Raw genomic sequence first — 19675 nt, 5'->3', positions numbered from 1 at the left:
GCCTTTTGACGTAAGGGGGGTGACGGAAGCGTAAGGTTCCTATTTAAGGCACTGATAAGCATGGGCTATGTTCTGAAGCATGGATGCAACAAAGGAGTCAGCGCCACCTTTTGCGCAAAACCCGGGTTGCGCCTTTCGGCAAGGCCGGTCAGCTTGGCAGTTGCACGTGCAACACAAGGAGTCCCCCATGCTGTCCATCCCTTCCATCGCTACACGGCTTTTCGCTTCTGCCGGTCTTGCTGCAACGGTGCTCGCATTTGCGCCTGCCGCATCGGCGCAAGTGACCAAGATCCAGTCGAATCCTTCGGCGCTCATCCTTGATGCTGCCGATGTGAAGGCGGGGACGGACATGATCTTCCTGTCCGGCCAGCTCGCCTCACCCGTCGGGCCAGCTGTGGCCGGAGCCACGCCCGATTTTGGCGACACGACGACGCAGACGGTCAGCGTCCTGAACAAAATCAAGACACTGCTGGCGGCACGCGGTTATACGATGGATGATCTGGTCAAGCTGACGCTGTTTGTCGCAGCCGATCCCAAGCTTGGAAAAATGGACTTCGCCGGTGCCAATGAAGGCTTCAAGATGTTCTTCAAAACGGCTGACAATCCCTCAACCGTCGCCCGTTCGACGTTTCAGGTTGCCGCGCTCGTCGCCCCGCAATTCCTGATCGAAATCGAAGCGATCGCCGCCAAAAAGCGCTGATAAATCTGCAAGGCGGGGGAAGGGCGACAGTGCCGCTTCCCCCGCTCATATCATGCAGGCGTCTTTTCAAACTCCAGTTCAGGAAAGCCTGCGCTGGCGGACTGGTCCAGGGCATCGTAATAGGCGTTGGCTCCGCCGAAATAGATGAGCACGCGCGCGGGTTTGTCGTCGCGGTTGGCACCCATCATCCACGAATGGACCTTGTCGCCTTGCGCCATAAGCGTCTGGCCGTGGATATCGGCGGTTTGCGCGGTCCATGCCTTCTCGGCCTCTGGCTTGGGCTTGAACACGGCAATGCCTTCGTTCTCCATCTTGTCGATACAGGCCGAAATCCAGATTGCATTCTGTTCGATCGAGGTGGGCAGGTTGGCAAAGGGGGCTTGCGGGCCGGTTACCACGAACATGTTGGGGAAATCGGCAACGCATACGCCCATGATGCATTCCGAAACCGTCTGCCACTTCTCGCGCAAGGTCTGGCCGCTCGCGCCGATGATCGGGAAAGCTTCCAATGCGCCGGTATAGGCCTTGAACCCGGTTGCCAGCACGATGATGTCGAACTCATATTCGTTCAGCGTGGTGCGCACGCCGGTTTCGGTAATCTCGACCAGCGGCTCCTTGTCCTTGATGTCCACCAGATGGACGTGGTCTTCGTTATAGGCCTCAAGATACCCGTGATCGAGCGGCGGACGCTTGGCAAAAAGCGGATAGGTTTCGAAAGTTGGCGCGATCAGATCGGCGATTGCAGGATCTTTCACCCGCTCCTTCATCTTGGAGATGATGAATTCCGAAGCCATGCGGTTGGCTTCGGGATTGACCAGCAGATCGTCAAACGTCTCGAACACCCAGCGGAAGCTGCCCTTCCAGTGCTCTTCAAAGATGCGCTGGCGCTCTTCAGCGGGGGTATCCACGGCGTTGCGGCCGACCGGGCTATCAAAGGCCATGCCGAAGATGTGATTGCGGCACTTGGCGACAATCGCATCATAATTGTCCTTGATTTCCTTGTCCCACTCGGGCGTCATTTCCTGCTGCATCGCGGGCAGGATGTAGTTGGGCGTGCGCTGGAACACGGTCACGCTCGCGGCGGTCTTGGCCAGTACCGGCACCATTTGTACCGTGGTTGCGCCTGCACCGATGATGCCAACGCGCTTGCCGGCATAGTCCAGCCCCTCTTGCGGCCAGCGCGAGGAATGGAACAGCGGGCCTTTGAAGCGGTCCATTCCGGCGATCTTGGGGATTACCGGTTCGGAAATCATGCCCATGCCGCTGATGAAGTACTTGCAGGTGAAGGTTTCGCCACCGCCGGTGGTAACCTGCCAGATCGCGCGGTCAGCCAGATAGCGGGCTTCGACGATTTCGGTGTTAAGCTGGATGTGCGGCCACATGTCGCACTTGTCAGCCACAAAGCGCATGTAGTTCTGCGTTTCTTCACGACCGGGGTAGCGCTTGGTCCATGACCATTCCTGCAAGATCTCCTTGGAGAAGGTCAGGCAGTAATAATAGCTCTCGCTATCGGTTGCGGCGCCGGGATAACGGTTCCATGTCCAGGTACCGCCGATGTCTGAAGCCCGGTCAAAAATCTTCACCGAACGGCCTGATTTGCGCAGGTAGTGAATCAGGGCAAGGCCGGCAAAACCGGCACCGATGCCAATTGCATCAAAATCAACGGCGGCAGATCCAGAAGTGGTCATCGCTCAGGTCCTCTTTGGTAGCGGGCGGGACCTTGGCTGGTCCTCGCTGTTTATTGGGCAAATTCTATGCAGGCGGCGCGGCTCAGTGCAGCACGTCCATGCATTCGCGCGAGTATGGCTTGAGTTCGCTTACGGCCCCGGCGCGCACTTTTTGCAGCCAGTTGGGATCGGCCAGCAACACGCGGCCCAGCGCGACCAGATCAAAATCGCCGCGATCAAACCGGCGGGCCAGTTCATCCAGCGATTTCAAGGCGGGCACCGATTGTCCGGCGACGAAATCTTCCATCAGATCGCGGTCAAGGCCAACAGAGCCCACCGTGATCGTGGGCTTTCCGGTGATGCGCTTGGTCCAACCGGCCAGGTTCTGATCACCATCAGCGGGGAAGGCCGCTTCCCAGAAGCGCCGTTCCGAACAATGGAAAATGTCCACTCCGGCATCAACCAGCGGCGAGACCCACCGTTCCAGCTCGTCCGGATCGCGCGCGATTTTGGCGTCGTATTGATAGGTCTTCCACTGCGAAATCCGGAAGATCAGCGCAAAATCAGGGCCAACTGCGCTGCGGATCGCCGCTACGGTTTCAGCGGCAAAACGCACCCGCTCGGCAATATCAGCCCCGCCAAAAGCATCTTCGCGCTGATTGGTGGCGTCCCAGAAGAACTGGTCGAACAGGTAGCCATGCGCGCCGTGCAGTTCGATGGCATCGCAGCCCATCTTCTGGGCATCGCAAGCGGCCCGCACAAACGAGGCAATCACGCCGTCGATGTCTTGGGTGGTCATCACTTTGCCGCCGGGAATTTCCGGTCCGGCAAAGCCCGATGGACTTTCCAGCGGCGGGTGAGGGGAATCGGGATAGTTGAAGTCCTCGCAGCCGCCAACGTGCCACAATTGCGGGATGATCGCCCCGCCTGCGCCTTGTACGCCAGCGCGCGCAGTGTCCCACGCCGCCAGCGCTTCTTCGCCGAAGAAATCGGGCACGGTGTTGGCCGCAACCGATCCGGGCCGGTCAATCGCGACCGCTTCGGTAATCACCGAGCCAACGCCACCTTCGATGCGGCGCCGGTAGTAATCGGCGGATTCCTGCGTGAGGACGCCGCCGGGCGAGAAATAGCGCGACATCGGCGCCATCATGAAACGGTTGGCAAGCTTTAGGGACTTGCATTCAAACGGCTTAAAGAACGGGTCCAGCAGGTGCATGGGCTAACCTTATTGAGTTGTGCTGATGTCAAAGGCCCGCAAGAAAGCGGCGCACGACAGCGAGATAGGCCGGGGCATCTTCGATAAACGGTGCATGGCCGCAGCCATCGAACACCTCGAGCGAACCATTGGCCGCCATTTGTGCAGCCGCCATGCCGACTTGCGGATCGAGGATCGCGTCGGCCCCGCCTACGATGGACAGCACCGGAACCGTCAGGTCTGCCAGCAATCCGCGCTGATCCACATTGCCAAGATCTACAAGCGACTCGATGACACCCGGCCCGCTGTCGACAAATGCGCTCCACATCCAGTCGATCATCTGCGGGCTGACTGCGCGTACGCAAACGCCTTCGGCCAGCCCACGGAAGAAGGCCGCGCGATCGCCCGCCAAGGCCGCAGCGCTGGCCGCAAGCGATTCCGGATCACCGCCATAGGGAAAATCTTCACACTTGGTGAAGCGGGGCGATGCGCCGCAGGTCAGGATAAGCCCGGCCGCAGCGCTGCCCAGCAAATGCGCCGCTTGTGCCGCCACCGCGCCACCCAGCGACCAGCCGTTCAGAACAACCGGTCCGGTGCCGCAATGGCGCACAATTGCGGCTACGTCGCCTGCCAGCGCGTCAATCGACATGTCTTCAAAATCGCGGTCGGATTGGCCGCAGCCGCGATGATCGATCGTGATCACCGCATGGCCATCAGCCTTCAGCGCCTCGACCGTGCCCGCCCAGATCCTGCCGGACATTGCCCAGCCATGGATCAGGACAATCGGCGTGGCTGCGCCGCGATGGTATTCGTAATAGACAGACCGGCCATCGCCGCAGTCAAAACGGGCCATTGTTCACTCTCCCTGATGCAGCCCGTTATTGCGGTGCTGCCAACGTGATTCCGACCAACGGGCTAAAGTGGTGCATCGTCACTTTGCGGTGGGCGATTTTCCACATGCCTTCGCGCCGTTCGAACCGGTCGGTATAGGTCGCCGCCACGGTCTGTGACTGGCCGTCGCTGGTGTTGCCGATGCAATAGACATCACACACACCCGATGCGGTATCCGCCCCTTCGGGGGTAACGCGCAAGTTGGTGGTATAGTGGGTGGACTGCTGCCACGCGGGCCACAGGATATCGGCCACCGCATGGGTGATACCATCATGGCCTGAAAAGCTGCCGAATGGCGGCCCGATGTCCCATACGGCATCGGCCCACCAGATGTTCATGAACCGCGCAAAATCGCGCTTGTCAAAGCCATGGCAATAATCGCTGGTCAGGTCGAGCAGTGCCAACCGGGTTTCAAGCGCCTCCAGCCTTTGCTCAATTGGCCGTTGTTCAAGCGAACGACTCATTATGATGCCTCCTGATCAAGAAACGCTGCGAATTTTTCCTGTGCTTCGACGCGGCGGAACGGGGTGAAATAGCTTGGCCATTGCCCTTCGGCGGGCTTGACGTTGCGCAAGATATCGCGGGCCACGGAAACCTTGTGGACTTCGGTCGGACCGTCGACGATCCCCATCTCGGGCACATATTGCCACATATCCATCAGCGGCATTTCGTTCGACATGCCGAGCGAGCCGTGCATGTGCAGCGCGCGATAGATCACGTCTTTCAGCACGCCGGGCATCGCTGCCTTGATTGCCGAGATTTCGCGGCGGACGCGGTGTGAATAGCCCTTGTCCTGATCCATCAGCCAAGCGGCATAAAGCACGTGGAGGCGGAACTGGATGATCTGGGTGTAGCTGTCGGCGATGCGTTCCTGCACCATCTGCTTGTCGGCCAGACGTTCGCCTTTGGTGATGCGTGACACGGCGCGTTCGCACATCATGTCCATCGCCTTGTTGAGCATGCCCACCGTGCGCATGGCATGATGGATGCGGCCACCGCCAAGGCGCGATTGCACCACGGTAAACCCGCCGCCTTCCGCGCCCAGCGCATTGGAGCGAGGGACGCGGCAATCGGTAAAGCGCAAGTATCCGTGAACCCCGCTGCCGATCACGTCCTTGGGGCCGACGGCGGTATTGCGCACAATCTCCATGCCCTTGGTATCGCGCGGCACGATGATCGTGGTGGAGCCTGCATGCACCGCCACGTCGGGGTTGGTGATGCACATCACGATCAGGAATTCGGCCATATCGGCATGGCTGGCGAACCACTTTTCGCCTTCGATCACCCATTCATCGCCATCTAGGCGGGCGGTGCAGGTGAATTCGCCGGGATCGGCCCCGGCTTGCGGTTCGGTCATCGAAAAGCACGAGACGATCTCGCCATCAAGCAACGGCTTGAGATAGCGTTCTTTCTGTTCCGGCGTGCCGAAGCGGGCGAGAATCTCGGCGTTGCCCGTATCAGGGGCCTGTGTGCCGAACACGGTCGGAGCAAAGCGGCTGCGGCCGAGAATTTCGTTCATCAGACCGAGGTGCAACTGGCCATAGCCCTGGCCGCCCAGTTCAGGCCCCAGATGGCAGGCCCAGAGGCCCTTGGCTTTGACGATTTCCTTCAGCGGCGCCATCGCCTTGGCTGCGGGCGAACGCGGATCGAAAGGATCGCCGGGGCCACGGAAAACAAGGTCCATCGGTTCGATTTCGCGGGCGACGAAATCCTTCATCCAATTCAGTGTTTCTTCAAATTCCGGTTCAGTGGAAAAATTCCAACTCATAACTCTTATGCTCCAATGAGATCAGCAGCCGGCATACCAGCCGCCATCGATCCACAGTTCTGCGCCGGTGATGTAGCGGGCCTCGTCCGAGGCGAGGAACAGCGATCCGTTGGCAATATCCATGGGATCACCGACCAGCCCCATCGGGATCGAGGCCTTGATCGCGGCGTCTTGTTCGGGGGTAATGTCGCCCAGAATGGGTGTGCGGATCTGGCCGGGGAAAATCGTGTTCACGCGGATGCCCTGCTTGGCAAATTCCAGCGCAGCCCCTTTGCCCATCACCCGCACAGCAGCTTTTGAGGCATGGTAGCTGATCGCATCAGGACTGCCGATCAGACCATACAACGACGAGATGTTGACGATGGCGGCATTGCCGGCCTTGAGCAATTCGGGCGCGGCGGCCTTCATGCCATAGAACACCCCGGTCTGGTTGATCGCTACCATGCGATCCCATCCGGCCGTGGTCTCTGTCTGGACCCCGCCGGGGTGAAAAATTCCGGCGTTGTTCACCAGATTGGTCAGCTTGCCAAAAGTTGCAACGGTCAGGCTGACCGCCGCGTGCCAGCTTGCCAGATCGGTCACATCAAGGCGCGTGAACGCTGCCTGCCCGCCTGCGGCAATGATCTTTTCGACCACACTTGCGCCCAGCTCTTCCTGCAAATCGCCGATCATCACGCATGCACCTTCTTGTGCATACAAGATGGCCTGAGCCTCTCCGAGGCCGCTTGCGCCGCCCGAAATGAGGGCGACTTTACCTGCCAGTCTTTGGCCCATGCTCCAGCTCCCTGTGATCGATCTTGTTGGCCTTAAATGGATCACATTTACTAGTTCGAGACAAGCAAAAAAGTAATTTATTGGCATTTGGGGCAGAATGAAAAATCGCGTGAAATTTCGATTATATATAGGTTTAGCGCAAAATCCCCAAACCCCCGCCCCACGCTAAACCGGTGCAACTAATTATACTTGCTCGCGTATAGCAAGTTTGATAGTCCGCTGACCAACCAGCCATTCTTCGCGTTTTCGGCGCTGCGTCATGTAGCCGTTGAAAGCGCATCCGACATGGTTTGGTCCGGTTAAATGGTCACGACGACAGAGCGTGAGAGATGGGAGAGTGAATGATGAGCATGTCGGGTAAAGCCGTGCGCGTTCTGTTGGCGGCATCGATATCGGTGGCGGCCTTGGCGGCAACGCAAGTGCAGGCACAAGAAGCAGATGTCGAAGCCAGTTCGGGCCTCGAAGCTATCGTGGTCACCGCTCGCAAGCGCGTTGAGAACCTTCAGGATGTCTCGGCATCGATCAGCGCTTTGGGTGCGACCGATCTTGCCAAGCGCTTCGATTCCGACGTGCGCGATTTCGCCAATTCATCGCCCAACGTGCTGATTGATGATACGCAACAAGGCCCCGGCGGCGTGGCTGCAATCTACATTCGCGGCATTGGTGTTGCCGACGTGGAAAAGTCGGTCGATCCCGCGGTTGGCGTCGTGATCGATGATATCTACCTCGGACAAAGCTCGGGCAGCTTGCTCAAGGCGATTGACGTTGATCGCGTCGAAGTGCTGCGCGGGCCACAGGGCACCGTGTTTGGCCGCAATGCCACCGGCGGCGTTATCAACCTTGCGCGCTCACGCCCGACGCAGGAGCTCACCGGCAAGGTGCGCGGGTCATACAGCAGCTTTGAAACTTATGACCTGCAAGGCGTTGTCAGCTTCGGTCTTGCGGAAAACGTCGCGCTGAAGGTTAGCGGTGCGTACAATTCCACCGATGGCTACATCTTCAACCGGACGCAAAACCAGCCCGGCCAGAAGTCTGATTTCCGCGCCATTGGTGCGCAGTTGCTGCTTACGCCCACCGAAGCGTTGGAAGTGAGTGTCAGCTATGATCGCCAGTTGACCCGCCAAGACCCAGGTCAGTTGCAAGCCATCACCAAGCCGACCGATCTGTTCTGCGTGCTCGGCTATTGCTCGCCTGCTCCGGGCGTGCCGATTTCAGGTGACCGCTATGTGTCTGTGGGCAACGCCCCTGTCGACAAGAGTGCGCGCTTTGAACTCGATATGGCGATCGGCAAGGTCAAGTATGACCTCGGCGGCGATTTCGATCTGCAATATATCTTCGGCTATCTGAAGACGAACGAGTCGATCAATCAGGACTTCGACTCGACCCCCGAAACACTGTACCACACCGACCGTCCAGCCCGCTGGCGCCAGATTACCAATGAAGTGCGGCTCAGCATGGGCGGCACGGGTCCGCTCACTTTCGTGCTCGGCGGTTATCACTGGGATTCGCGCTACACGATCAACCTGAAGAACTACATCGGCTTTGCCGGTGCGCCCTTGCTCACCAGCGCGCAGGACGTGACGCAGACGACGAAATCCTACGCGGCGTTCTTCGAAGGCGATTACCGCATCACCGACAAGCTGAAGCTCACGCTCGGCGGTCGATATACGCACGATAAGAAGACCACGATCGTCAATGATGGCAGCATCTTCATCTATGGCACCCTGGCAGAAGCCAATCCTGTTGCCGTCATCGCGCCAAGCCCTGCTGCGGGCCTGATCGTCATGGCCAATCCGGTCGGGGCCGATTGGTCGAAGTTTACGCCAAAGGTCAGCCTCAGCTACAACTGGACTGACGATGTGATGACATACGGTTTGTGGTCACGCGGCTATCGCGCTGGCGGCTTCAATGGCCGTCCGGCAACGCTCAGCGCGGCGACCACGCCTTACAATCCTGAAACGCTCGACAACTTCGAACTCGGCTTCAAAAGCCAGTTCCTTGATAACCGCGTCCGCCTCAACGGCGCGCTTTATCTGATGAAGTATTCGGACATGCAGCAGGATCTCGATGTTCCGGCTCCCGGCACATCAACCGGCCGTGAAAACCGCACGATCAACGCGTCAGAAGCCGAACTCAAGGGCTTCGAACTCGACCTGACCGCGCAAATCACCGAAAACTTCACGCTCAGCGGCAACGTCGGCTATCTTGATGCGAAGTACAAAAACTTCGTTGGCGATATCTACAGCACCGGCAATCCTGTCGATGCCACGTTCCTGAAGATCCGCCGTGCGCCACGTTGGACATGGGATCTGCGCGCTGCCTATGAACGCGAAGTCGGGCCGGGCACGCTGATGCTCAACGCCGAACTGCATCACATCGGCGGGCATGAAATCACGTTCCTGAACAACCCGAACTTGCGCAACGGAGCGCAGAACATGCTGGATGCCTCGATCAGCTACAAGATCGACAACACCATGATCAGCGTGTTCGGCAAGAACATGCTGGACGAGAACGGCTGGACCATCGGCTATGACGTCCAGAATGTCTGGAGCTATGCCGCGCCGCGTCCACCGCAGGCGTTTGGCGTGGCCATCACCCAGTCGTTCTGAACAAAGGGCTGATGGAAATGGCAATGGTTCCTGCACAGACCGGAACTGCCGCCCGCCGTTGGCTGGTGACGGGGGCATCGCGTGGCATTGGCCACGCGATTGCCGCCCTCGCCAGCGGGCGGGGTGATAAAGTGTGCCTGATCGGTCGCAGCCCTGATATTGTCAGGGTTGCCGCCGATCTGGGCGATGATGCCATCGGCATTGCCGCTGATGTGACCAAGTCTGATGATCTGGCGCGGATCGGTGAAGAAATCGGCGCGCGCTGGGGCGGGCTGGATGTGCTTGTAAACAATGCCGGATTGCATCGTGGTGGCACGCTTGATCGTGTGTCCGATCAGGACTGGGACGAAACGCTGGCCACCAATCTGACCGGCCCGATGCGGGTGATCCGCGCGATGCTGCCGCAGATGTCTGCGGGTGGCTCCATCGTCAACGTCGGTGCCGTAGTCGGCTTCCGGGGGTTCCCAGGCGATAGCTGCTATGGCGCTTCCAAAGCAGGCCTCACCGGCTTGACCCAAGTCCTCGCTGCCGAACTTGCGCGCCGCCAGTTGCGTGTCAACATGGTGGTGCCGGGCTTTGTCATGACCGAGATGACGTCAGGCGTTTCCGAACGCGCGAGCAAGGCCATCGTTTCGCGCATACCCCTGCAACGCATGGGCAAGCCCGAAGAGATCGCAGATGTCTGCTGGTGGGTTGCGGGCTCTACCTATATGACCGGCTCGGTAGTGTTCACCGACGGAGGCCTGATGTGCAACCTGTGAACACGCCAGCGCGGTTTGCAGAATGGCTGAGTGACGCAACCGGATATAGCGACGTTGTGCTCGGCCCGGTGTTGGCGGGCGGCAATTCCAACGTCACACGGCTGGTCGAAACGGCGAAAGGACGGTTGATCCTGCGCCATCCCCCGGTCAATCTCGTATCGGATCGCGCGGCGGCCGGTATCGCGCGTGAATATCGCGCCATCTCGGCCTTGCATGGCCGCGCGCCCGTGCCGCGCCCTGTTGCATGGTGCGATGATCTGTCGGTTCTGGGCCAACCCTTCGCGGTGACCGGATGGATCGAAGGCGTTGCCCTGTCAGACGCGCTGCCAGCCCATTGGGCTGATACGCCCGATACGATCAACACGCTCGGCCTCGAAATGATGCGCGGGCTGGCAACCGTCCACGCCATCGAATGGACCGACGTGTTACCGCCCGATTTCGCCAAGCCCGACGGCTTTGTGAAGCGCCAGATAGAGCGCTGGCTCAAAGTCCGCGCGCAAGATCGCGTGCGGGATTTGCCGCTGTTGGAAAGCATTGGCCAATGGTTGCTGGACAACCTCCCCGCCTCCTCGCGTGCCAGCATCATTCACTGCGATTTCCACCTCGACAATTGCCTGATGGCCCCGGATGCGCCGCAATTGCGCGCGATACTCGATTGGGAAATGGCAACGCTGGGCGATCCGCTGATCGACTTGGGGCTGTGCCTGTTCTTCTGGCGGCGCGATTCCGCGATCAAGCCGGGATTTGCGCATGTGCAGGGTCTTTCGAACCGGGCAGACGTTTGTGCGCCGCAGGTCCTGGCCGATGCATGGTCGTCGCAAACCGGCTTTGGTCATGATGACCTTGCCTATTACATGGTCTTTGCCGCGTGGCGGCTGGCCGCGATTGTCGAAGGCGCTTGGGTGCTTTGCCACCACGGCAAGGAAAAAACCCCTTACGCGCGCGGGCTGGAGCATGATGTGCCTGCGCTTCTGCGTGAAGCGGCTGCCATAATCGACAGGGGGCCGATCTGATGGACAGCACGATGATGGATCATCCGCTGTCTACGCAGATGATCTTTGAACGCGGCGAGCGGCTCTTTGCCGATAGTCAGGTCGTCAGCTTTGATGGCATTGCCACCTCCACCACCAGCTTTGCCCAAACTGCTGATCGCGCGCGCCGCCTTGCTGCCGCGCTGGCGGCGCTGGGCCTGCGTCCGGGGGACGTGCTGGGGAGCTATTGCTGGAACATACCCGCGCATCTGGAAGCCTATCTTGCGGTTCCTGCTATGGGCTGCGTGCTGCACACTCTCAACGTCCGCCTGCCGCCTGCGCAACTGGACTATGTGATCAACCACGCCGATGATCGCATGCTGCTGGTCGATGCATCGCTCTTGCCGGGCCTTGCCGCGATAGTGCCGGGGCTTGAACGGGTCAGTGATATCATCGTCGTCGGCCCTATTACCGAACCGATCGAGGGCTATCATGGCAGGATACACGATTACGAAAGCCTGATCGCCGCGCACGATCCGGTAAAGGCTTGGCCTGTGCTGGTTGAAACCGATGCAGCTGTGGTATGTTATACATCGGGCACCACCGGCCTGCCCAAGGGCGTGCTCTATAGCCACCGCTCGGTATTCCTGCACAGCCTTGCCTCGATGGCGGCAGACAGCTTTGCCATCTCCAATAATGATCGCATCCTTATGGTGCCGCCGATGTTCCATGCCAACGCATGGGGCATGCCGTTTTCCGGCTGGTTGGCTGGCAGCGACATGATCCTGCCGGGGTCTTTCCTGCAACCGGCGCACCTTGTTAACCTAATAGAGAGCCAGCGCCCCACCTTGATGGCTGCCGTGCCGACGATCCTCAACGATCTGCTGCAAGCCCATGCCCGCAGCGCCATCGATCTTGGCTGCTTCCGCACCATCGTTTCGGGCGGATCGGCGGTGTCCACCGTGTTGATCGAGCGGGTCAAGGCGGCATGGGGCGTTGATATTGTGCAGGGCTGGGGGATGACCGAAACCAGCCCGATGTGCGTCCTTTCCTTCCCGCCACGCGGCGTGAGTCCTGAAGATTCTGCCGAATGGCGGGCCAAATCGGGACGGCCCGTGCCCGGCATGCATGTGCGGATTGTCGATGATAACGGCCAGCCACTCGCCGAGGACGGAAAGACCGTGGGCCACCTGCAATTGCGCGGGCCATGGGTGGCTAAAGGCTATTTCCGCGAACCACCCGAGGCCGCACCGCTCAGCGATGATGGCTGGCTGCGCACCGGCGATGTCGGGCGGATTGACCGGCTCGGCTATGTGCAAGTGACCGACCGGGCCAAAGACTTGATCAAGTCGGGCGGAGAATGGATTTCGTCGGTCGATCTGGAAAACGCCATTTCCGCGCTTCCGGGTGTGGTCGAAGCGGCCGTTGTGGCGATCCCCGATCCGCGCTGGGAAGAACGCCCGCTTGCCGTTGTTGTGATGGCTGCCGATGCCGCCGCATCGCCATGTGATATGCGCGCGGCCCTGTTAACCCAATTTGCGCGTTTCATGATACCCGAGTATTGGGCAACACTCGAATCCATCCCGAAAACGAGCGTTGGCAAGTTCGACAAAAAAACAATTCAGCAACAATATAATGAGGGGGTCCTTGTAGCGGTGATTGAAACAGGCTTTGGTTCCGGAGAATAAGATTGCACACAAACCCCGCCAGCATGCGAACGCTGCCCGCAGAACGCCCCCGGCTCAAGCAGGTTGAGCGTACGGCCCTGTCCGATGCGCGGATGTTCGAAGCGGCGATGCATCTGATCGTCGAACGCGGAACCCACAACACCACGCTCAAGGAAATCGGCGAAAAGGCAGGCTATAGCCGCGGCCTTGCCAGCAACCGGTTCGGCTCGAAGGAAACCTTGTTCAGCCACATGGTGCGCGATTTCAACGAAAAGTGGGCGTCGGAACTGCGCCGCTTTGTTGGCGGCAATACTGGCCTGTCCGCGCTTGAAGGGGCGTTGGATGCGGTTGAATTCTTCATGCTGAACCGCACCATGCAAATGCAGGCGATGTATATTCTGTGGTTTGAATCGATCACCAGTTACGCGGTCGTGCGTCGCCGCCTTGCCGCCAATCATATCGCCTATCGTCGCGATACCACCCGCTGGCTCACACAAGGGATCAACGATGGTGAAGTGCGCGCCAACATCGATCCCGAAAGCTTTGCCGTGGAATTCAGCGCGTTCATTTTCGGGCTGGTCTATCAATGGCTGGCAAATCCCACCGCGATCAACCTCCATACCGTGCTGCAACATTATCGCCAGAACACCATCGCCCGCCTCTCTGTCGGCGGGTAACTCTCCGGCCAAAACATAAGGGGAGCGCGGGGTCGCGCTCCCCTTTGTCATGTCATTTTGCCGCAGTCGGCTTTGGCTTGGCAGCCTCTTCGGGGGCAAATACCATCAGCGCGTTGCCTGCCATGTGGCTATACATGCCATAGCCCGAATTGACGAAGACCTTGCCCTTCCACACGGCTGCGCCAGGGCCGCTCATGCTGCCACCTTTGACCGTGCCGCCATCAATCGATGGCATCGGTTGGGTCGTATCGGTCTGCCACAGAATCGCGCCGGTCTTGCTGTTGTAAGCGCGGAACATACCGTCAAGGTGCCCGGCAAAGACCACATCGGGGATCGCTGTCACCGCCGCAGAAATGCCCGGATCACAGAACTTGGCCCCGTTGCACTTGGATGGTGCGCGGGCAAACCAGCGCACTTTTCCGGTGGCAGCATCCACCGCATGAAGGCCGGCGCCGCGCTGGTTTTCGTCATAAACACGCGCGTCATATGTGTCGGCCATATCGTTCACCGGCACAAACACGGTGGAACCTTCTGCGGCCATGCCAAAGTGAATGCCACCTTGCGTGCCGCCATGGCCCAGACGCTTTTCCCATGCGATCTTGCCGGTTTCGGGGTCAAGTCCCCAAGCTTGGCCCGATTTCTGGCCAACCACCAGCATTTGGCTGTTAGGCCCGGTGCTGACCAGCAGCGGCGATGCGGCCACATCATAATCCGGCCCGTTTTCGGTCGGGCAAGATTCGTTGCCGATCATGCAGCCGACATTCCACGCGTCATTCGCGGTCAATTGCGTGCGCCAGATTTGCTTGCCGGTGCGCGCATCCACCGCAAAGATTGCATCCGAATTCAAGTCTGCCGGGCTCGAATAGTTCTCGCCCGAACCAAAGTAGACGCGGTTGCTCTTGGCGTCGTAGCTCGGGCTGTTCCAGACAGGGGCGCCCGATGGGCCAAGGATCAATGTGCCCACAGCGGTCTTGCCGGTTTCCTTGGGCTCACCTGCTGTCCACGCACGCCACACTTCCTCGCCCGTTGCAGGGTTCACCGCAACGACCGATCCCCGGAACGTGCAGCAGGCATATTTGGCATCGCCTGCCTGCACCACTTCCAGCGAAGATACCGGCACATAGAGCAGACCTCCGCCCAGCGTTGGCGTGCCCGTGATCGTGGCGTCGGCATGATCGCTCATGCGGTTGGCCCACAGTTCCTTGCCGGTCATCGCGTCGAGCGCATGGACCTTGCCCAGCAGGTCGCCAAAATAGAGGCGCTTGGTTTCAGGGTCAGCCACAATCGCGGTGCGCACTTCAGCGCTTAACCGCGTGGTCCAGCGGGTGCAGCCCGTATCGGGATCAAACGCATAAAGGGTGCCGTCCTGGCTGCCGACAAACAGCGTGCCCCATGCCAGCGTCGGCTGCGAACGCGCGCGATTGGACGCGGGATAGGCAAAGGCCCATTTGAGCTTCAGGCGCGGCACATCGCCCACGCCAAGCTGCGCAACATCGCCGGGCACAAACCGCCGGTTGTCGCGTCCCCAGCCAATCGGCGCAGGCGTATCGCCCATGTCGAAGTTTGCAGCCGTTCCGGTGCAAACCTTTGGCGGTGCGGGCCGTTTGTAGGAATCATAGGGCGTGCGCGTGATATATTCGGCCAGCGCGATCTTGTCTTGCTGGCTCAGGTTCGCACCTTGCGAACGCATCACGCCATGCGTCAACGAATTGACGATGGAATCGGGTGGCAGCATGCCAAGGAACGCGGGCGAGGGCGCTTTGGGAACGCCGCCCATGTGGCACATCGCGCAGTTCTGCTCGAAGATCGGCCTGCCCGGTGCGGTCGCCGGATCAATCCGCGGCGTGTCGTAAACTTGCAGCTCTTCGTGCGATTTGATCCGCTGCGGGGTGGCCGCATTCAGCAGCGATGCCAGCGATATCGTGCCCAGCGCAACCGCAGGCAGACACAGCGCCAGCGCCCGTTTGATGGTGATGTTCATGCAAACTCCCCTTGGCTCAACCGTGTGAACGGTAAAAAGCGATGGTCATATCTTCGGCCAGGCATTCGAGGATCGGCGGCACCAGCCGGTCATGGAAATCGATATGCATGTGCTTTTCGAAAGCGGCATCATCGCGGAACGTGGCCACGCACTGGAACAGGTCGGGATCATCATCTGATTGGAAAAGCTCGTAAACCAGGGCGTCCGGCTCGTTCGCAAACACCAGTTCCTTCAGTTCGGTTTGTAGCGCAATCAATGCGTCGCGCTTTTCCGGCTTTGTGCGCAATTGCGCGATAAAGCTCTTCTTGGCCATGCTCGTCACTCTCCCGGTGTCGCAGATAGATCGTGCAGCAATTCGCGCGCATAACTTCCGTCCATGCAGGCGATCATGCTTTCGATCAGCGGTTTGTTATGGTCATAGGCCATGTGCGCAGCATCGGCGGCTTCATCGATGAAGCTTTCATACACGGCAAACATATGCGGTTCGTCCAGCCGGTAGAACTTGTAGCCAAGCGTGCCCGGCTCATCCTTGGCCAGCGCCTCCATCTGCGCGGCAAGGGCCAGAAACGCCTGCTCGCGATCAGGCGCGATGCGAAATCGCGAAAGGAATGAAAAAGCCATTGATACTCTCTCCCGGAAGACGTCTGCTCTATGCAATTGCGGCTTGTGATAGTTCGTATGCGATCCAGTCTGCCGATCCTTCGGGGAAGTCTGCGGGCAGGGGATCGGCATAGGCATGATTGCGGTTGCGCTGGCCCAGAATGCCGGGATAGGCATCAACCGGCACGTAATAGAGAAAGCCCAGCACGCGCTCGGCAAATTTCCAGCCAGTGCCTGTCTTGCGGTAACGGTCGGCATAACGGATCGCGGCGACCATCATCTGCCCATTGCGCCACAGTTCTGCATGGCCCGAAACCCGTCCCCGCGCAGTATCGTCACCGTCGAAATCGATCTGGATATCGTGCATCACATGGTGGCCCGGGCCTAGCACGGCAAAGCGGCCATCGAACTGCGCCATGATCGCATCCACGCCCACCGCCTGCATTACGCCATCGTGTGATCGCAGCACCGCATCATCGGCAAACAGGGCGCGCACCGCATCCACGCGCCGGTCATCAATGTCGAAGCTATAGCGGGCGACAAGCTGGCGGATTTGCGATTCGGCTTCCAGCCGCGCAATTCTCGATTCAAGATCGGCCATATCCAGCATTCTCCCGACGAAGGCCTCTGCGGGCACTTGCTGCCGGATGATACGCGACCATCCTTCAAAAACAATCATGAATGTATCTATCGACCCATATTTGTGGGTGATTTTGCCCGAAAGTCACGGCACGGCGGCCTTGCCCGAAAGGCCCTGTAAAAAAACATACATGTCTGCTTGCAAAATGTCTCCTAGCGGTTAAAGTTTGGGCAACCCACAAGGATGGTGGGGCATGAGGAGAGACGGATGTTTAGCAGTTTCCTGCAACGATCAACGGCAGTATGCGCTTTGGTTGCAGCAGCCATGGCAACGCCAGCTTTCGCAAACACTTCAGCCGATCAAGGCAGCGCCCAGCCTGCCGATCAGGAAGTCAGCGAGCAGGCCGATGCCAGCCGGCTTGGCGAGATTGTGGTCACCGCGCTGCGCCGCGATTCTAACCTGCAATCCACGCCTGTTGCGGTTTCGGCCATCAATTCACAATTGATCCAGCAGGCCAGCCCCCGCGATCTCGGTGATTTGGCTGCGTTTGTGCCAAACTTCTCGGCTAACACCATTACCAACTTCAATGCTGCTTCGTTCGCGATGCGCGGTGTCGGCCAGACGTCGATCATCGTCTACTTCGAACCGCCTGTGGCCGTCCTGGTTGACGATTTCGTGGTCTCTTCGGTCCAGACCCAGTTGCTCGACGTGTTCGATGTGTCGCAAGTTGAAGTGCTGCGCGGCCCACAAGGCACGCTGTTCGGCAAGAACACCACCGGTGGTGCGGTTACCGTGCGCACCAAGCGTCCTGAACTTGGCGTTGTGGGTGTGGATGCGCGCGCTGAATATGGCAGCTTTGATACGAAGCGCTTCCAGACCGCCCTGAACGTGCCGATCGGCGATACGCTTGCGTTCCGCTTTGTCGGCGGCGTGGAAAAGACCGACGGTTTCTACAAGAACGGTGCCTGCTATGGTCCGGTCACCGGCTTTGTGCCCAACAAGTTCAATGGCCGTTCGGGTTGCCTGGATGGCGCTTCGGCAGGCGGCAAGGATGTGCTCAACTTCCGTGCCAAGTTGCTGTGGGAGCCAAACGACCGCATCAGCTTCCTGGCGCAATACGAACATCTGCGCGACAAGTCGCAAACCGTTCCTTCGGTAAACGAAAACGGCCTTTACACCGGCACCGCACCGTTCCTGACCGATCTGTTGAACTCGGTCCGTCCCAACCCGAACAGCAACGACCCGCTGGATAATGCGGCGGTCAGTTATCGTCAGGACGGCCTGATCAAGATGCGGGACGGTCAGCGCATCTCGGTGGACGGGATTTATCTCAATGGTGACATCGATTTCGATTTCGGTACGCTGACTTCGGTCACCGGCTGGCGCAAGCAGGAATCGCGTATTCCGAACTCTTACGCTGGTGCCGTGCCGATCGCAGCAGACGGGCAGCCACTGTCCATCTTCGATGCGACACGTGACGATGACCGTAAGACCTTCCAGCAGGAATTGCGCTTTGCCACCGACCTTGGCGGTAACTTCGATATGGTGCTCGGCGGATTCTACCAGCGCGAAACCATCGATTTCTGCGTCGCCCAGATCCTCGGCTTCCTTGACCTGACGTCTGGCCCGCTGCCATTCGGCAACTGGAACGATACGCCCTACATCCTTTGCAACGCCCAAAAGTCGCGTTCTAAGGCAGCATTCGCAGAAGGTACCTACAAGATCACGCCGGAAGTCACGTTTACTGCCGGTGTGCGCTATACGTGGGAAGACAAGGAATGGTACGGACGCCAGCAGGTATTCATTCCTGCGCTGAACGGCGGCTTTGATCCTTCGATCCAGATCGACGATGCGCTTGATGCCAGCGTGTTCAAATACCCTGCCGGTGTTATCCGCGTGGATAATAGTGCCCGCCGTGCAACTTGGCGCGCAAGCCTTGGCTGGCAGGCCACGCCCGATGTCTTTGCCTACGCAACCTATTCGCGCGGGTTCAAGAGCGGCGGCTTTAATGACCAGATCGGTGGCTTTGCAGCCTTCGGTGCAGACGTTAACGCCTTCCGCACAGCCGCACGCGCCACCAATCCGGAAACGGCAGACAGCTATGAAGCTGGCGTCAAGACCGAACTGTTTGACCGCCGTCTGCGCTTCAACCTCACCGGCTTCTATGTGAAGTACAAGGATCTGCAAAAGCAGCTCAACGTACCGATCACTGTAAACGGCCAGTCGAACCAGGTGACAATCTTCGTCAACGCGGCAAGCGCCACGGTGAAGGGGCTTGAAGCCGAAGCAACCGCCCGTCTGTTTGAAGGGTTCACCTTGCGCGGTGTGCTCGGCTATCAGGATGCGGCCTATGACAGCTACACTGCACCAGGCGCAGGCTATGACCTGTCAACCGCTCCGCTTGACCGCGCGCCAAAGTGGCAGTGGACGGTGGATGGAACTTATGAAGTGCCGGTTAGCAGCGAATTCAAGTTCGTTGCCAACGCTTCTGCCGCCTATACCAGCGAGAACCTCAACACGCAGGCGATCGATGATCCACGCGGCAACACGTTCCTGAACGCACGCACACTGGTGAATGCCTCGCTCACTCTCGCGCAAGTAGACAACAAGTACTACTTCCGCGTTATGGGCCGCAACCTCACCGATGAGCGTTATCGTATCGCATCGCAGAACGTCGCCGGGCTTTGGCTCAACTCGAACTTCGGCGCACCACGCTACTTCGGCGCTGAAATCGGCGTGAAGTTCCGTGGCCCCTGATCGTTAGGGGTTCAGGAGGATCAAGAACCAGACACACGGCCGCGCTTCAGGGCGCGGCCGTTCCTGTTAACGGGAGA

General features: G+C 59.3%; 17 protein-coding genes. 7 read left to right on the top strand and 10 right to left on the bottom strand.

The window, feature by feature from the left end:
• Positions 1–187 precede the first annotated feature (187 nt).
• Entirely contained in the window at positions 188–700 is a 513-nt protein-coding gene (locus IP81_RS09045) for a Rid family hydrolase (protein WP_054107632.1), read from the top strand.
• Between the two features lie 50 nt (positions 701–750).
• Here IP81_RS09045 and IP81_RS09040 read toward each other — a convergent pair whose 3' ends face one another.
• From IP81_RS09040 to IP81_RS09015, 6 genes are all read right to left on the bottom strand, one after another.
• Complete coding sequence (locus tag IP81_RS09040; protein ID WP_054107631.1) at positions 751–2388, bottom strand: NAD(P)/FAD-dependent oxidoreductase; 1638 nt, start codon at positions 2386–2388, stop codon at positions 751–753.
• Positions 2389–2470: 82 nt separating this feature from the next.
• Entirely contained in the window at positions 2471–3583 is a 1113-nt protein-coding gene (locus tag IP81_RS09035) for an NADH:flavin oxidoreductase (RefSeq protein WP_054107630.1), read from the bottom strand.
• Positions 3584–3611: 28 nt separating this feature from the next.
• Positions 3612–4415, bottom strand: coding sequence for an alpha/beta fold hydrolase (locus IP81_RS09030; protein ID WP_054107629.1), 804 nt, complete (start codon positions 4413–4415; stop codon positions 3612–3614).
• Between the two features lie 25 nt (positions 4416–4440).
• On the bottom strand, positions 4441–4917 hold the full coding sequence (locus tag IP81_RS09025) for a nuclear transport factor 2 family protein (protein WP_054107628.1): 477 nt from the start codon (positions 4915–4917) through the stop codon (positions 4441–4443).
• On the bottom strand, positions 4917–6221 hold the full coding sequence (locus tag IP81_RS09020; protein ID WP_054107627.1) for an acyl-CoA dehydrogenase family protein: 1305 nt from the start codon (positions 6219–6221) through the stop codon (positions 4917–4919). Before IP81_RS09020 ends, IP81_RS09025 begins: the two co-directional genes overlap by 1 nt.
• Before the next feature lie 21 nt (positions 6222–6242).
• A complete protein-coding gene (locus IP81_RS09015; RefSeq protein WP_054107626.1) occupies positions 6243–6995 on the bottom strand; it encodes an SDR family NAD(P)-dependent oxidoreductase in 753 nt (250 codons plus the stop codon).
• 344 nt (positions 6996–7339) lie between these two features.
• On the opposite strand from IP81_RS09015, the gene IP81_RS09010 reads away from it, so the two are divergent.
• The 5 genes from IP81_RS09010 to IP81_RS08990 are packed head-to-tail and all read left to right on the top strand — an operon-like array spanning position 7340 to position 13680.
• Positions 7340–9604 carry a TonB-dependent receptor gene (locus tag IP81_RS09010; protein ID WP_197274577.1) on the top strand — a complete coding sequence of 755 codons (2265 nt, stop codon included), beginning with the start codon at positions 7340–7342 and terminating at the stop codon, positions 9602–9604.
• A 23-nt stretch (positions 9605–9627) separates the two neighbouring features.
• Complete coding sequence (locus tag IP81_RS09005; protein ID WP_054107768.1) at positions 9628–10365, top strand: SDR family NAD(P)-dependent oxidoreductase; 738 nt, start codon at positions 9628–9630, stop codon at positions 10363–10365.
• Entirely contained in the window at positions 10353–11378 is a 1026-nt protein-coding gene (locus IP81_RS09000; protein ID WP_054107624.1) for a phosphotransferase family protein, read from the top strand. Before IP81_RS09005 ends, IP81_RS09000 begins: the two co-directional genes overlap by 13 nt.
• Entirely contained in the window at positions 11378–13024 is a 1647-nt protein-coding gene (locus tag IP81_RS08995) for a long-chain-fatty-acid--CoA ligase (protein ID WP_054107623.1), read from the top strand. The genes IP81_RS09000 and IP81_RS08995 overlap by 1 nt, the downstream gene beginning before the upstream one ends.
• Positions 13025–13047: 23 nt before the next feature.
• Complete coding sequence (locus IP81_RS08990) at positions 13048–13680, top strand: TetR/AcrR family transcriptional regulator (protein ID WP_054107622.1); 633 nt, start codon at positions 13048–13050, stop codon at positions 13678–13680.
• Positions 13681–13732: 52 nt separating this feature from the next.
• Here the strand turns inward: IP81_RS08990 and IP81_RS08985 are convergent, their stop codons facing one another.
• Genes IP81_RS08985 through IP81_RS08970 form a run of 4 tightly spaced genes read right to left on the bottom strand, consistent with a single transcriptional unit; the run spans position 13733 to position 16940 of the window.
• Positions 13733–15661, bottom strand: a complete 1929-nt coding sequence (locus tag IP81_RS08985; protein ID WP_054107621.1) for a PQQ-binding-like beta-propeller repeat protein — start codon at positions 15659–15661, stop codon at positions 13733–13735.
• A gap of 16 nt (positions 15662–15677) precedes the next feature.
• Positions 15678–15974 (bottom strand): putative quinol monooxygenase, encoded by a 297-nt coding sequence (locus tag IP81_RS08980; RefSeq protein WP_054107767.1) that lies wholly within the window; start codon positions 15972–15974, stop codon positions 15678–15680.
• A 5-nt stretch (positions 15975–15979) separates the two neighbouring features.
• Positions 15980–16282 (bottom strand): putative quinol monooxygenase, encoded by a 303-nt coding sequence (locus IP81_RS08975; protein WP_054107620.1) that lies wholly within the window; start codon positions 16280–16282, stop codon positions 15980–15982.
• Between the two features lie 28 nt (positions 16283–16310).
• On the bottom strand, positions 16311–16940 hold the full coding sequence (locus IP81_RS08970) for a nuclear transport factor 2 family protein (RefSeq protein ID WP_231626274.1): 630 nt from the start codon (positions 16938–16940) through the stop codon (positions 16311–16313).
• A 168-nt stretch (positions 16941–17108) separates the two neighbouring features.
• On the opposite strand from IP81_RS08970, the gene IP81_RS08965 reads away from it, so the two are divergent.
• Positions 17109–19598: a TonB-dependent receptor gene (locus tag IP81_RS08965; RefSeq protein WP_054107619.1), complete on the top strand. Its 2490-nt coding sequence runs from the start codon at positions 17109–17111 to the stop codon at positions 19596–19598.
• Positions 19599–19675: the final 77 nt, after the last annotated feature.

Source organism: Novosphingobium sp. AAP83 (assembly GCF_001295795.1).
In the GTDB taxonomy this organism is placed as follows: Bacteria; Pseudomonadota; Alphaproteobacteria; order Sphingomonadales; family Sphingomonadaceae; genus Novosphingobium.
The sequence above is the reverse complement of the archived record's forward strand: the minus strand, read 5'-3'. Positions and strand labels throughout refer to the sequence as shown.

Bases quoted from the DNA above. Each gene is read 5' to 3' on its own strand.
- IP81_RS09045 (WP_054107632.1), top strand. From the start codon at position 188: ATGCTGTCCATCCCTTCCATCGCTACACGGCTTTTCGCTTCTGCCGGT.
- IP81_RS09040 (WP_054107631.1), bottom strand. From the start codon at position 2,388: ATGACCACTTCTGGATCTGCCGCCGTTGATTTTGATGCAATTGGCATC.
- IP81_RS09035 (WP_054107630.1), bottom strand. From the start codon at position 3,583: ATGCACCTGCTGGACCCGTTCTTTAAGCCGTTTGAATGCAAGTCCCTA.
- IP81_RS09030 (WP_054107629.1), bottom strand. From the start codon at position 4,415: ATGGCCCGTTTTGACTGCGGCGATGGCCGGTCTGTCTATTACGAATAC.
- IP81_RS09025 (WP_054107628.1), bottom strand. From the start codon at position 4,917: ATGAGTCGTTCGCTTGAACAACGGCCAATTGAGCAAAGGCTGGAGGCG.
- IP81_RS09020 (WP_054107627.1), bottom strand. From the start codon at position 6,221: ATGAGTTGGAATTTTTCCACTGAACCGGAATTTGAAGAAACACTGAAT.
- IP81_RS09015 (WP_054107626.1), bottom strand. From the start codon at position 6,995: ATGGGCCAAAGACTGGCAGGTAAAGTCGCCCTCATTTCGGGCGGCGCA.
- IP81_RS09010 (WP_197274577.1), top strand. From the start codon at position 7,340: ATGAGCATGTCGGGTAAAGCCGTGCGCGTTCTGTTGGCGGCATCGATA.
- IP81_RS09005 (WP_054107768.1), top strand. From the start codon at position 9,628: ATGGTTCCTGCACAGACCGGAACTGCCGCCCGCCGTTGGCTGGTGACG.
- IP81_RS08995 (WP_054107623.1), top strand. From the start codon at position 11,378: ATGGACAGCACGATGATGGATCATCCGCTGTCTACGCAGATGATCTTT.
- IP81_RS08990 (WP_054107622.1), top strand. From the start codon at position 13,048: ATGCGAACGCTGCCCGCAGAACGCCCCCGGCTCAAGCAGGTTGAGCGT.
- IP81_RS08985 (WP_054107621.1), bottom strand. From the start codon at position 15,661: ATGAACATCACCATCAAACGGGCGCTGGCGCTGTGTCTGCCTGCGGTT.
- IP81_RS08980 (WP_054107767.1), bottom strand. From the start codon at position 15,974: ATGGCCAAGAAGAGCTTTATCGCGCAATTGCGCACAAAGCCGGAAAAG.
- IP81_RS08975 (WP_054107620.1), bottom strand. From the start codon at position 16,282: ATGGCTTTTTCATTCCTTTCGCGATTTCGCATCGCGCCTGATCGCGAG.
- IP81_RS08970 (WP_231626274.1), bottom strand. From the start codon at position 16,940: ATGATTGTTTTTGAAGGATGGTCGCGTATCATCCGGCAGCAAGTGCCC.
- IP81_RS08965 (WP_054107619.1), top strand. From the start codon at position 17,109: ATGTTTAGCAGTTTCCTGCAACGATCAACGGCAGTATGCGCTTTGGTT.